We start from the raw sequence: 12,711 nt of genomic DNA on the forward strand, positions 1-12,711 counted from the left end.
TGTCAACGCCTATGCCGTCTTCCTTTTCGTTGGGGTAGGAGATGGTAAGAGGGGTGGAGCTAGTGACACGGTTGTTTGCAGTGCTGGGGCCCCCTCCTCCCCCCCCCCCCCCGCGCCGCGCTGCCCGCCCTGTGCGCCACACAGATCACCAGCTGGGGCATCGTCTACTACGCCTTCCCCGTCCTGCTCCCGCGCCTGACGGCCGACACCGACTGGTCCACCAACGCCGCGACAGCCGCCTTCTCCCTCGCGCTCCTCGTCTCGGCGGTCGCCGGCATCCCCATCGGCCGCATCCTCGACCGCCGAGGACCGCGCGCGGTGATGACCGCGGGCTCGGTCCTCGGCACCCTCGCGCTCCTCGTGATCGCGGCAGCCCCCAACCTGGCCGTCTTCACCCTGGGTTGGGTGCTCGCTGGTCTGACCATGGCCGCCACCTTCTACCCGCCCGCCTTCGCCGCCCTCACCCGCTGGTGGGGTCCCGACCGCATCCGCGCCCTGACCATCGTCACCCTCGCCGGCGGCCTCGCCTCCACCGTCTTCGCGCCGCTCACCGCAGTCCTCGCGGAGCACCTGAGCTGGCGCGCCACGTACGCCGTCCTCGCGGTGATCCTCGCCGCCGTCACGATCCCCGCACACGCCCTGGCCCTACGCGCCCCCTGGCCAGCCGCCCCACCGCAGCCACCCACCAGGGACGGCACCACGCCCATCCCCCGCAGCCGCCCCTTCATCCTGCTGGCCGTGGCCTTCACCCTCTCCGGCTTCGCCATGTACGCCGTCGTCATGGGCCTGATCCCCCTCCTCACCGAACGCGGCGCCACCCCAACCCAAGCCGCCTGGGCACTCGGACTCGGCGGTGCAGGCCAGACGCTGGGCCGCACCCTCTACGCATCCCTCGCCACACGTACGTCCGTCACCACCCGCACCGCCACCCTCATAGCCCTCGGCGCCGCAACGACGGCATCACTGGCCTTCGCCCCGGGCCCGATCCCCCTGCTGGTCGCTCTCTCGATCCTGGCAGGAATCGTCCGCGGCAACCTCACCCTCCTGCAGGCCACCGCCGTCACCGACCGCTGGGGCACCACCCACTACGGCCACCTCTCCGCCCTCCTCGGCGCTCCGGCCCACATCGCCGCAGCACTGGCTCCCTGGGCAGGAGCCGCCCTCGCCGGCACCCTCGGCGGCTACCCCACCCTCTTCGCAGCCCTCGCGGGCGCCTCGCTCCTCGCAACGGTTCTCGCCGTTGCTTCAGGGGCGAAACCACACCCGGTCAGCGACGGGCATCCGGGGTGAGTGTGATCCAGCCGTCCGGGATCCAGCCCTCGATGTAGCCCTCCAGGAACAGCTCGAACTCCGGGATTGCGAGGTGCGCGACCTCGGCGAGTGCCTGGCGCCACGGAACCCACAACTGCGTTGCCCAGGGGGCACCTTCGACGTGCGCTGTGAACAAGCGCACCTTCCGGCGTGCGCCATCAGCGGGCGAGACATCCGCGAGTCGGGCCACCGTCCCGCCGAAGCGGAAAGCCGAGTCGGCAGCGAGCCGGCATGCAGCCGCTCTGTACGACTCGCCCTCAGCGCACGCATCCATGGGCAGGCTCATGAGCCCGGGCGAGTACTGGACCAGGCCCAGCCGGTGGCGCTCATCAAGGCACACGAGGTACACCTCACGGCGCGCTCTTGGTGCATACATATCCACAAGAAAAAGAATGGCCCGCCGGGAGCGCAACGCACTCCGGGCAGACCGAACGGGTGGGCAGCCGACGAGTTCAGGACTCGGGCGGCACGGGTGGCGCGGGCGGCAACGCCGCCGGCCCGGGCCAGACCTGAAAACCGAAGGACGCTTCCAAGCGGGCGAGCGTGCCCGAGTCCGGCATGACCCTGCCGTTGAGCACCCTGCTGATCGTCGAATGCGTCAGGCCGGTCGCTGCCGCGAGGCTGCGCAGAGTATGCCCGGTGGAGGACATGGCCCTGGCGAGGTTCCTGGACAAGGCCTGGCCGTAGTAGGCGCTGACCGGCGCCTCGGGAGCGAGAGCGGCATTGGGCCAAGCGCCGTCCACGACGTAGTCGCGCGGCTGCTTGTCGTTGCTGCTCCGGGGCATGCCGAGATCATCCCACGTACCCATGGGGCCGACCCTTCCCTTGTCTCGGATCCCGTCACGGAGACCTCTCGGGTGTTGCATGTAAGGATCAGAGTAGGGGTCCAGGCATCGCCCGTGCAGCACATTCCAGGGTTCAGGAGCGCTCCATGTCGGCAGGCGAGGACACCGGACGATCCCGCACGCGCCACTCGGCTGCCGTTCGCGCGCAATGCGCCGCCCCGGCACGCCTCCTGGGCTGCACCAAGACCTGAGGCAGGTTGCAAGTCTTAAGAGTCAATGCACACAACACTGCGCGCGCACAGCGCAGTTGTGTCGAACCTCCCGAGAATCCGCGCGCTCGCATCTCTGCGTTTGCCTGCGGTGCGCGCGAAGGCTCGCTAGCTTGTGGATGGATCACCAGAGGGGGCGGTGCATGACCACAACAGGTGAGGGGTCCGTGCACCCCCTCGTTGGACACCTGCGCGAGATCCAGGCCGGCGAGCACGCCAAATGGGTCATCGCGACAGGCGTGCTGGCTGAGATACGGCAAGAGATGGCCGACGTTCAGCGTCGCTTCGAAGAAGCGGAGCGATCCCTCCTGTCCGCTGACGTACGACTGTCGGCGGTAAGCGACACGGTTCGCCAGGCAGAAGAGTTCTTGGGGGTGGAGCCCACCTCAACGCCGCCGACGGAGCCAGGTGGGCGCCCGGATCCCGCAGGCCCGCAGAGGGCCGGTCCCGACACCCCCGCCTCCGACGTCAATACGGGGCCGAAGTCCTTCACAGACCTGGTCCTCGAGGCACTCGCGGACGGCCTGGATACGCCGACATCCAAGATCGTCGCCCGAGCTCAGCTGGAGCGTCCGGAAGTGACCGCTCGACAACTCACCAACTGTGCCAGCAATCTGCGAGCCAAGGGGAAGATCCTCATTGTCGGCCGCGGGGTCTACCGGCTGGCCACCAAGGAGCCGCGTACGTAGAGACCATCGCCTCTCACACAGAAAAGGCGCCGCCCGGGTGGGAAAGACCCTGGCGACGCCGTGACACGTCAGCTGAGGGCCCACGCGCCGCCTCCAGGCTAGGCCATGGAGTAGCGGCCCACCCGGCCCTCGGGAATTTTGTGCATTCAGCACTTGATCACCAATGAGGGCCCACACCATGCCATCGAACGCATTCATGCACCACAGGCCCGCAGGGGCCGACGGCAGTCAGACGCTCCAGCACACCCAGGGGAGTGTTCGATGAGTGCCGCGAACGAGGCCCGCAACATCATGCCCACCTCCGGAATGACCACCCAGCGCCAGCTACAGGTGGTCGATGCGGTCGCCCAACTGGGCGGCGACGACCGGCTGGCCATCTCGACCAAAGTGATCGCCGACAAGCTGGATCTCAGCGCCTCCAACGTCTCCAATTCGCAGGGGTTTCTTCGTCAAGCCGGCCTGCTGGAGACCCACCACGGATCCCTTTCCGTCACCGCTGCCGGCCTTCAGCTGACGCGCCTCCGATCTGAGGACTCTGCACGCGCCCGGCTTTTCCTGCGCGATCACTGGCGGTCCGCCTGGTTCACCAAGGCAGCCAAGCGCCTCCTGCGGCAAGGGCCGAAGGAGAGGACGACGCTCGCCAAAGAGCTGGGCCAAGGGCTGGCGGCGGCGTCGCGCGAACGCGGGCTCTACCTCGTGGACTGGCTCGACTACGCCCTGATCGTCCACGTCGCCGAGGACGGCACGGTCCATCTCCCGGACGCCGTTCCCGCACCTCCGCACCCCACCACTCCGGCATCCGGCCTGTTCCTCAGCTCGGTCGAAGCGACCATGGCGCTGCCCGACGACACCTTCGTGGCGGCCATGCGGGCGTACGGGACCCTCGTGAGCACGCTCCGGGGGCCGGCGGCCCGCGCCTAGTCAGGCCCGCTCGCCCCACCACACCGAATGACGCCCCGGGCCGTCCCGCCCGGGGTCTCTTCGGCACGTCCTCATCCATTCGCCCACGCCGGGTTGCAGCGGAGATCACACATGCCCACCGTGATGGTGCAAGTATGGAACAAAATGAATCATTCGAATCTTCCCAGTCAGAGGGTCGGGGGAGGGGTCGAACTGCTCTCCCCGACCCTCAGAAGGACCGTCATCATGGGAAGCGACCTGTCTCTGATCCATGCCATCGACCTCGTCATCGACGCGTGGCGGGAGATGACCGCCCTCGACGAGATGTCCGAGCAGACCTTCGACAAGTTCGGTCTCCTCATCAAGAGGTTCGAACGGAACGCCACTGCACGAGGCGTACTGCTCGTCTCGGACGTCACCGATGGCATCGCCGAGGACTTCGTCAACGCCAAGGGCCGGAGCCGCCACGGCCACGTCTCGGACTCGGCGGTAGCTACCCGTCGGGGCCGCCGAAGCGTCTTGCGGACCGCCTTCCGCACACTGCACGAGCTCGGGCTGAGCGACCAGGATCCGACACGCAACATCGTCCTGCCCGCCCGCACCTACGAAGGTTCCCGCCCTCTCACCGAAGATGAGGCCGTATTGCTGCGCCACCACGCCGCATACGCGGCCCGGCCGACCCGGCACGCAGCCGCGGCGGCCCTCGCCCTGGCCGGCGGGCACAGCGGCGAGATCGGGCACAGCGTCGTGGCCGACCTCGACCTGCCGCACAGCCGCGTCTGGATGCACGGAGCGCGCAAATACGACCCCCGCTGGTGCCGGCTGGACGCCTGGAGCCGCCACGTACTGGCCGATCGAGCCCGCCACGTCCTCGCTCAGCACCCGGACAAGAGCACCGCGCGCCTCGCAGTGTCCTGCACCCCGGCACCCGATCCGGCCCTGCAATCGCGCACGTGCGTCGCGCTCCGCGATCTGCTGCGCAGGATCGGCCTCGACGGGGAACCCGACGTCACCCCGGCTTCCGTCACCACCCGTGCCGCCGTCGAGACCTTCGAAGTGACCGGCCGCATCGAGGAATCCGCCCGAAGGCTCGGGATCCGATCCCTGGACAGGGCCGCCTCCATCGTCGGCTACGACTGGCAGACCGACCCCGCCTACACCGACGGAGGTCCGCCCCGTGCCTGACGACGTCTTCGGAACCCCCAAGCCCCAGCCCGAACGCCCGAACCGCAAACGCCAGCTCACCGACCAAGACCAGCGCAGCATCGCGGAGCGCGTCCGCGACTGCCTCGACTACCCGCTCCTATACGAGATGGCGGAACTCCTGCCCCCACCGAACGCCGTCGGATGCCCCCGCGAGTACCCGGGCATCGTCTACCTGATCATGGCCGCCCTCACCCCGGTGACGAAGTCCAAGCGCTCCACCACAGGACTCCTGGCGTCCCCCCAGGACTGGCGCAGTGTACGGGCGAGCATCCGCCGCCACCTGGGCCGCAGGGCAGCGGCCGCCCTGCCCCTCACCGCACCCTCCCGCGGGCAATACCAGGACGCCCTGAACAACCTCCTCGTGCCGGCCGCCGACGCACTCGAGGAGGCATTCCGCAGGTACGCCGCCCAGCAAGCCCTGAGCCAGGGGCTGTTCCCTTCGGACGCACCCAAGGTATGGAGCCGCCCCGAACGCCGACAGCTCCTCGTCGGCGACGCCACCGTCCCCAAGGCACCCTCCAAAGCACGCGCCGTGGAGATCAAGGACGATGACACCGGACTGATCCGAAACCACCGCGTCGACCCGGCCGCCCGCATCTACTACGAGAACGGGGAGAAGGAGAAGAAGCGGGTACGCGGCACCAAGTGGTTCTTCGCCTCCGGACGCGACACCGGCTACTGGACCCGCGTCATCCTCAGCTTCGCCCACGTCGCCGGCGGCGAATACGAAGACGAAGCGGCCATCGCCGTACGACAGTTCCGCATGCTGAAGGACGCGCTGCCCCACTGCATGGGCGTCGTCTACGACGGAGCCTTCCGCGGCGTCCACCGCGACGCCCTCGCCCGGACCGGCCTGTTGGCCATCAATAAGCAGCACGGATCCGTCGCCCCGGTCTTCTACGAGCGCATCAGCCCCTGCCGGAGCGGCCACGAGCTCTGGTGCGACCAAGGCCGCATCGCCGAGAGCATCCGCATCGACGACGGCACCCGCATCCTCGAACCCCTCCCAATCACCAAACTCGAGCACCGTGCCGGAGCCTCCAAGAGCCGCTGGTACCACGTCCTCAAGATCCCCTGCCGGCACGGCGACCACGACTACCGCGTCCCCGTCGGCATCACCACCACCCCCGCCGACCGGACCCTGCGCTCCGCCGACACCGGCAAGCGCATCAAGAGCGACAGTGAACGCGGCTTCCACCGAGCCGAATACCTCCAGCAGATCCCCGAGGCCAGCCTCACCCACCAACTCCTCTACCCCTACCGCGCCGACTCCGAGTCCGTCCACAGCCAGTTCGACCAGAGCCTCTGGAACCGCCGCATGATCGCCTACGGCGTGGATCGCCAGAAGATCTTCGTCCTCGGCTTCGCGCTCTCCCAGAACGCCACCAGCCACCAGATTTACCTCCAAGCCCGCAGCAACGCCCAACAGGCGCTCCGCATCGCCTGACGCCCCTCGACCCCACGAAGGCCGCTGCCCACCCCAGGGCGCGGCCTTCGCTCCGTTAGCGGCCCCTCAGGGGCAAGCGGAACAGAACGGACGCTCCACCAGCCTGCCCATGCCTGTGCCGCACCCCCGGCCACCCCACCCACCACCCGAGACACTCAGAAACCCCAGGTCACGACCATGCCTTCGCCTCAGGCCCACTCCCAGGGCAATCCATGCGACCACTCCCAGCACGATCCGCTAGGCTGTCAGCGGTCAGACGACTCCCAGGCGTGTGCTCGGGAAAGTGTCCGCGAGGGCATCTCCGCTCGAGTGTGTGCACGTCATCTGACCAGCTTGTTTGTCGAGGCGGCCCGTGCGATCCCTCTGGGGTTTACGGCAAGGTTTTCGACAAGCCCCCGCCTTCGTAGCTCAGGGGATAGAGCACCGCTCTCCTAAAGCGGGTGTCGCAGGTTCGAATCCTGCCGAGGGCACAAGCGCAGAGGCCCCCAGCCGATCTTGGCTGGGGGCCTTTGACGTCTACGTCTGACATCAGCGACGGCGGTCACTGCCGACCGGGCGCCTCTTGAGCAGGCCGTCCCTACGGTGCCCGCACATCACTGGCCGGGTCTTCGATCACCTGCTGACGCCGCCGAAAAGCGAGCCTGGCAGCATGCCGCCATGGACCAAGCTTTGAAGACCCTGGAGCACGAGTTCCGTTCTGAGCCCGGAAGCTTCCTGCTGGGGCTGCGATGCGATCTGGTCTGGGACCAAGCCGGCTTCTCGAAGCTGGAGAAGGCCATGCGCGCTGTGTGTGAACGCATGCAGGAGGCCGAGGAGCTGCCTCGATGGCTGGCCGAGGGGTACTACCAAGTGGCCACGGAGGTTCCCTCGTGGACGGCACACCCCAACTTCCCTCGCCCGGAGCCGGCGGACTACTACGCCGCATGCATCGAGCGGCTCACGGATCTGGCCGACTGGTTCTTCCGGGGGTGGCACGCTTACACGGAGCCGCGCATTTGGCCGGAGCTGTAGGCGCCCAAGCCGACACGGGTCCGCCACGGGGCTGCCACGGGTTCGCCAGGCGCGACGTGTCGTGGACCGGCGCAGTCGGTGCGGGATCAGGTCACCAGGTCGGCGTAGAGGATCACGTTGTTCGTGCGGTGGCCGTTCTTGATCTCGCCGCCGCAGGTCAGCAGGCGCAGCTCGGGGCGGTTGGTGTCCCCGTAGACCTTGTCGGTCGGGAAGTCCTTCTTGTCGACGTCCTCGATCTCGCGGATCTTGAACCTGGCCGTCTTCCCGTCCTCGCGCGGCACCTCGATCAGGTCGCCGAGCTTGATCTTCTTGACGTTCTTCATCACCGCGGGCCCGTACTTCGTGTCGAAGTGCGCGACGAGGACGGCCGCCCCCTTCTCGCCCGGGGTCACGCCCTGGGTCCACCAGCCCGGGTTGTCCGCATCGGTGTCCGCGTCCGGTACGCCGAGCTCGCCCGTGGCCGGGTCCACCGCGAGGTCGACCATCTTCTTCGCGTCCACGCCCGCCGCGTCGATCTTCATCCCGGTCGGCTTCGACCCCGGGAGGGCGGGTGCGGCCTCGCCCGCGGGAGCGGGGGCCGCCGTGCTGCCCACCTTGGGGTCCGGCGGCAGAACGGCGGCGCTGCCGGCCCCGCCGCCGGTGCCGCACGCCGTGAGGGTGCCGCAGGCGGCGAGGGTGGCGAGCGCCGCGACGGCGGCGGTACGGACGGTGGCGCGCATGATCGTTTCCCTCGGGTCGGCGTCACCTGCGGTGGCGACGACCACGACGTTACGAGGGTCATGTCCGGGTCTTCCGTCGGCAACGTAACAGCCGGCCGGACACCTCCTCGCGAAACCGTTAAGGCCTCGAAGGAGCAGAAGAGGAGCAGAAGAGGAGCAGAAGTAGGCCCTTCCGGCCTGGGCCGGAAGGGCCGCATCGTCATATCCGCGACTTCACGACATCACGATTTCACGACAGGGGGCGGGGGCGGACTCGGCCCCCCGTCAGCTGAGGCCTCTGCTGCGCTCGCCGATGCGGTCGCCCTGCGGGGTCCCTGCCCGCTTGAGTTCCGCCTTCGTGTGCGCTCCGCCCTTGATCTTGCTCCGGACCGGACCGGAGAAGCCGTGCGCGTGTTGCACGGTGCGGGGCAGGTTGGTCGCATCCGCGGCCTTCGCGACAGCCGCCTGGAAGTCCTGCTTCTGCTCTTTGCTCATCCCGTCGTCACTCCCTAAAAAGACTCGGGGCACCCAATCGGACTACTGGGATCGTATGCATATAAAGGGTCCAACGCACCCGGACCGGACGTAACAAACGGTCGATCAAGGACTCGGCGGTGCCGGGCGCTCCGGCGGCCCCAGTACCTCGTAGAGCAGCTCCTCCGGGCACGGGGTGCCCCGCGGGATCTGGTACTTCGCCGCGATCCGGTACTCCCCCGGCGCCGGGGCCAGCAGCTCCGTCCACTCGTCCCCGGTACCGTCCGAGGCCGCCTTGAACAGGCACCCGGCCGTGTTCGCGTAGACCTTGGGCAGGGCGACCGCACCCTTCGGCGCGGCCTTCCCGGCGGCCTTCGAGGCCTCCGTCTCCTGCGGCGGCTCCACCGGCTTGCCCGCGCCGTCCACCAGGCCCAGCCACGGGGAGTGCGGGATGCGCACCATCACCCGCCCGGCCTGCTTCACGTCGATGACCAGCTGGTCGGCGCCGGCCCGCACCACCGTCGCGGGGCCGGTGACCAGGTTCGTCGGGTCCGTGACCTTGAAGAGCTGCCAGTTGGCGTCGCCCCACACCTGCTGGAGGTACGGAAGCCCCTCCCGCACCAGCTTCGCCTCGTCCCGCCCGCCCTCGTCGGGTTTGTCGGCGGGCAGCACCACGTAGTGCACGCCCCAGCGCTCCAGCCACTCGCGGTAGCTGTCGGCCGTCAGGGTGTCGTCGTAGAAGACCGGGTTGCGCTCTAGGTCGGCCTGCCGGTTCCAGCCGCGCGCGAGGTTCACGTACGCGGGGAAGGCGGAGGACTCGCGGTGGCTGCTGGCCGGGACCACCTCGACGCGGCCCCGGTCGGCGCCCGCCTTCTGGAGCTGGTCCACCAGCGGGGCCAGCTCCCGGCTCCAGGAGGCCAGCGGGGTGGTGCGGACGATGTCGGTGACGCTGTTGACGGTGATCCAGGCGGTCACGCCGGTGAGCGCGAGGAGCAGCCCGTACCAGCGGCGCGTGCGCGGAGCCGCGTACGGGAGGGCCGCGAGCAGCACCACCGCGCCGAACAGCATCGCCAGCCGGGTCACGTTCGAGCCGACCTGGGAGTCGATCGCCCAGGTCAGCGCCACCCCGAAGGCGTAGATCGCGGACGCGGTCCGGACCGATTTCCAGCTCTTCGGTACGAGGAACAGCGCGGCCAGCGCGCACGCGAACGGCAGCGCCGCCGAGATCAGCTTCATCGGCTGGGTCCCCGAGAAGGGGAACAGCCAGGCGGACAGCCCGACCACCGCCGCCGGGGCCAGGCCCAGCGCGTACGCGCCCGGGCGCCGGCCGTTCAGGAACAGCGCGGCCGCGATCACCCCGAGGAACAGTCCGGCGACCGGGCTGGAGGCGGTGGCGATCGCCGCGAGCGGAGCCGCCACGGCGGCCTTGGCCCAGCGCCGCTCGGCCCATTTGCGGGGCCAGCAGAAGACGGCGGCGACGGCCCCGAGGGCGAACATCGCGCCGAGACCGAAGGTGACGCGGCCCGACACGGCGTTGCACAGCAGCCCGTACACCCCGGCCAGGGCGGGCCACAGCGGCTCGCGGACGGCGCCCCGGCAGCGGGTCAGGATCATCGCGAGCAGCCCGGCCGAGACCGTACCGGCGATCATCATGGTGGTGCGGACGCCGAGCACGTGCATCACGTAGGGCGAGACCACGCTGTACGAGACGGGGTGCATGCCGCCGTACCAGGCGAGGTTGTACGCGGAGTCGGGATGGCGGCCCACGAACTCGGCCCAGGCGTCCTGCGCGGCCAGGTCGCCGCCGCTGTTGGCCACGGCGAAGAACCAGATCACGTGCAGCAGCCCGGCCAGCGCGGTGGCGACGGCCACGGGGTGCCGGCGGGCCCAGCCGAGGGCGCGGAGGAGGTGACCGAGGAGGGCATTGCGGACCGGCCCGGGGGCGGCCTGCGGGCTCGGGGCTCGGGGGGCCTCGGGGGCTTCGGCGGCTCGGCTCGGGGCCTCGTCCCGGACCGGGGCATGGCCGTGGCCCGGGTCCGGGGCATGGCCGTGGCCCGGGTCCGGGGCATGGCCGTGGCCCGGGTCCGGGGCATGGCCGTGGCCCGGACCCTGGTCCTGATCCTGGCCCTGTTCCTGCCGCTCAGCGGTGGTCACGCCGACGTACTCCCCACTCCGGTCACCTCGGGTGCGTCCCTCGGTTCGTAGACGCGGTCCGGCGCCTCCAGGTTGCCCCGGGGCGCCGGACCGCGGTCCGCGCTCGTGCGCGGCGTCGGCTCAGCCGACGCGCGTCAGCTTCTTGCCGATGCCGGGTGCGGTGAGGTCGCTCTGCAGCGCCACCGGCACCTTCACCTGGCTCGCGCCCTCGCCGACGGTCAGCATGCCGATCTCCGAGCCCGCCTTGGCGGTCTGCGGGAGCTGGCCGGCGCCGTCTGCCAGCTTGGTGGAGATGGTGAGGGTCGGCCAGCCGACCGCTTCCACGTCGGCGGTCGCCACGACCGGGACCCGGGTGCCGAGTCCGTCGTCCACGTAGCCGACGACCGTGCCCTTCTCGATGACGCGCGCGGCCTTGAGCATCTTCTGCGTGGCGATCATGACGTCCTTGCTCGCCTCGATCGCGGTGCCGAGGATCGGCACGCCGTGCTGGCCGAGGACCGCGCCGACGATCAGCTGGTCGGTCTTGCCGACCTGCTTGTGGGCGGCGAAGAGCAGGTTGCCGCCGGCCTTGGTGGTGGAGCCGGTCTTGATCCCGAGCGAGCCGTTGAACGGAACCAGGTCGTTGTAGTTCCGCCACTTCTTGCCCGAGGCGTCGGTCCACGACGGCTGCTTCGTGATCGCGATCAGCTCCGGCATCTCGACGATCTTGAGGCCGAGCTTGACCTGGTCCTCGGCGGTGCTGACCGTGGTCGCGTCCAGACCCGAGGGGTCCGTGTACGTGGTGTTGGTCATGCCGAGTTCCTTGGCGGTGTCGTTCATCTTCCGGACGAACGCCTCCTGCCCGCCGTCCCAGCGCGCGAGCAGTCGCGCGACGTTGTTGGCGGACGGGATCATGATCGCGGAGAGGGCGTCCTTCTGGGAGATCTTGCCGCCCTCCTTCAGGTTGTTGACCGTGGACTCGCCCTCGGTCTCCTTCTTGCCGTCCTCGACCGCCTGCTTGTCGACGGGGATCATCCGGCCCTCCTCCCCCTTCTTCATGGGGAAGTCCTTGAGGATGACGTAGGCGGTCATGGCCTTGGCCACGCTGCCGATCGCCACGGGCTTCTGCTCGCCGAAGGACCCGACGGTGCCGAGGCCGGCCGCGGCCATGTAGGCCTGGCCCTCCTTCGGCCACGGCAGGTTCGGGGCGCCGCCCTCGAAGGTGTACGAGGTGTTCGCGGTCACCTTCAGCGTCGGCGTGGGCAGCGGGCGCACGAGCTGGACGACGGCGAGGACCACCGCGAGGAGCACGAGGATCGGCGCGTAGATCTTGAACCGGCGCAGAGCCGTGCGGGCCGCGCTGGGCGGCGGGGGCGGGTTGTTGGTGAGGTCCGCCAGCATGTCGAGCGGCGGCTTGGGCGGCAGCGGCTGCTGCGTGGTCCGCTCGGGGGACTCGTACGGCACGGGGGGCCGCACCCCGCCGGGTACCGGAGCCCGCCCCGGAGCCGGAGCCTGCGCCTGCGCTGGGCCGGCCGCGGCCCTCGGAGCACCGGGGGCCGGGGGCGCGCCCGGGGTGGGCCGCGCCGGCACGTCGTCGCTCCGCAGCGGTACGAAGGTGCTGTTGCCCTGCCGGGCGGAGCCGGGCTGGGCGGTGCTGTTGCCCTGCCGGGCCGTGCCCGGGTTCGCCGTGCCCGGCTGGGCGGTGCTGTTGCCCTGCCGGGCCGTGCCCGGGTTCGCCGTGCCCGGCTGGGCGGTGCTGTTGCCCTGCCGGGCCGTGCCCGGGTTCGC

13 protein-coding genes and 1 tRNA gene are annotated in these 12,711 nt (G+C 69.8%); 8 read left to right on the forward strand and 6 right to left on the reverse strand.

Annotated elements, in window-relative coordinates; genetic code table 11:
* Nucleotides 1–75: 75 nt before the first annotated feature.
* Nucleotides 76–1,290, forward strand: a complete 1,215-nt coding sequence (locus ACFWBW_RS20325) for an MFS transporter (RefSeq protein WP_385374339.1) — start codon at nucleotides 76–78, stop codon at nucleotides 1,288–1,290.
* On the opposite strand, the gene ACFWBW_RS20330 is transcribed toward ACFWBW_RS20325, so the two are convergent.
* Together ACFWBW_RS20330 and ACFWBW_RS20335 are read right to left on the reverse strand one after the other, a co-directional pair.
* Nucleotides 1,268–1,447 carry a hypothetical protein gene (locus ACFWBW_RS20330; RefSeq protein WP_385374341.1) on the reverse strand — a complete coding sequence of 60 codons (180 nt, stop codon included), beginning with the start codon at nucleotides 1,445–1,447 and terminating at the stop codon, nucleotides 1,268–1,270. The genes ACFWBW_RS20325 and ACFWBW_RS20330 overlap by 23 nt on opposite strands.
* 316 nt (nucleotides 1,448–1,763) lie before the next feature.
* Nucleotides 1,764–2,120, reverse strand: coding sequence for a helix-turn-helix domain-containing protein (locus ACFWBW_RS20335; protein ID WP_385374343.1), 357 nt, complete (start codon nucleotides 2,118–2,120; stop codon nucleotides 1,764–1,766).
* 388 nt (nucleotides 2,121–2,508) lie between these two features.
* On the opposite strand from ACFWBW_RS20335, the gene ACFWBW_RS20340 reads away from it, so the two are divergent.
* From ACFWBW_RS20340 to ACFWBW_RS20365, 6 genes are all read left to right on the forward strand, one after another.
* Complete coding sequence (locus ACFWBW_RS20340) at nucleotides 2,509–3,054, forward strand: hypothetical protein (RefSeq protein ID WP_385374345.1); 546 nt, start codon at nucleotides 2,509–2,511, stop codon at nucleotides 3,052–3,054.
* Nucleotides 3,055–3,315: 261 nt separating this feature from the next.
* The gene (locus ACFWBW_RS20345; protein ID WP_385374347.1) at nucleotides 3,316–3,975 is read left to right on the forward strand and encodes a hypothetical protein; all 660 of its coding nucleotides are present in this window, start codon (nucleotides 3,316–3,318) and stop codon (nucleotides 3,973–3,975) included.
* A 225-nt stretch (nucleotides 3,976–4,200) separates the two neighbouring features.
* Nucleotides 4,201–5,139, forward strand: a complete 939-nt coding sequence (locus ACFWBW_RS20350; RefSeq protein ID WP_385374349.1) for a hypothetical protein — start codon at nucleotides 4,201–4,203, stop codon at nucleotides 5,137–5,139.
* Nucleotides 5,132–6,607: a hypothetical protein gene (locus ACFWBW_RS20355; protein ID WP_385374351.1), complete on the forward strand. Its 1,476-nt coding sequence runs from the start codon at nucleotides 5,132–5,134 to the stop codon at nucleotides 6,605–6,607. The genes ACFWBW_RS20350 and ACFWBW_RS20355 overlap by 8 nt, the downstream gene beginning before the upstream one ends.
* A gap of 397 nt (nucleotides 6,608–7,004) precedes the next feature.
* A tRNA-Arg gene (locus ACFWBW_RS20360) sits at nucleotides 7,005–7,077 on the forward strand.
* 187 nt (nucleotides 7,078–7,264) lie between these two features.
* Nucleotides 7,265–7,618, forward strand: coding sequence for a hypothetical protein (locus tag ACFWBW_RS20365; protein WP_385374353.1), 354 nt, complete (start codon nucleotides 7,265–7,267; stop codon nucleotides 7,616–7,618).
* A gap of 86 nt (nucleotides 7,619–7,704) precedes the next feature.
* On the opposite strand, the gene ACFWBW_RS20370 is transcribed toward ACFWBW_RS20365, so the two are convergent.
* The 3 genes from ACFWBW_RS20370 to ACFWBW_RS20380 form a co-directional block, all read right to left on the reverse strand.
* The gene (locus ACFWBW_RS20370) at nucleotides 7,705–8,337 is read right to left on the reverse strand and encodes a sortase domain-bontaining protein (protein WP_385374355.1); all 633 of its coding nucleotides are present in this window, start codon (nucleotides 8,335–8,337) and stop codon (nucleotides 7,705–7,707) included.
* Nucleotides 8,338–8,601: 264 nt separating this feature from the next.
* The gene (locus ACFWBW_RS20375; RefSeq protein ID WP_385374357.1) at nucleotides 8,602–8,811 is read right to left on the reverse strand and encodes a hypothetical protein; all 210 of its coding nucleotides are present in this window, start codon (nucleotides 8,809–8,811) and stop codon (nucleotides 8,602–8,604) included.
* Nucleotides 8,812–8,916: 105 nt separating this feature from the next.
* Nucleotides 8,917–10,662 carry an MFS transporter gene (locus tag ACFWBW_RS20380; RefSeq protein WP_385374359.1) on the reverse strand — a complete coding sequence of 582 codons (1,746 nt, stop codon included), beginning with the start codon at nucleotides 10,660–10,662 and terminating at the stop codon, nucleotides 8,917–8,919.
* On the opposite strand from ACFWBW_RS20380, the gene ACFWBW_RS20385 reads away from it, so the two are divergent.
* On the forward strand, nucleotides 10,627–10,995 hold the full coding sequence (locus ACFWBW_RS20385; protein WP_385374361.1) for a hypothetical protein: 369 nt from the start codon (nucleotides 10,627–10,629) through the stop codon (nucleotides 10,993–10,995). The genes ACFWBW_RS20380 and ACFWBW_RS20385 overlap by 36 nt on opposite strands.
* Nucleotides 10,996–11,064: 69 nt before the next feature.
* On the opposite strand, the gene ACFWBW_RS20390 is transcribed toward ACFWBW_RS20385, so the two are convergent.
* Nucleotides 11,065–12,711: D-alanyl-D-alanine carboxypeptidase family protein (locus ACFWBW_RS20390; protein WP_385374363.1), on the reverse strand; the 1,647-nt coding region annotated here is incomplete at its 5' end.

Source organism: Streptomyces sp. NPDC059957, assembly GCF_042730015.1.
Classification (GTDB): Bacteria; Actinomycetota; Actinomycetes; order Streptomycetales; family Streptomycetaceae; genus Streptomyces.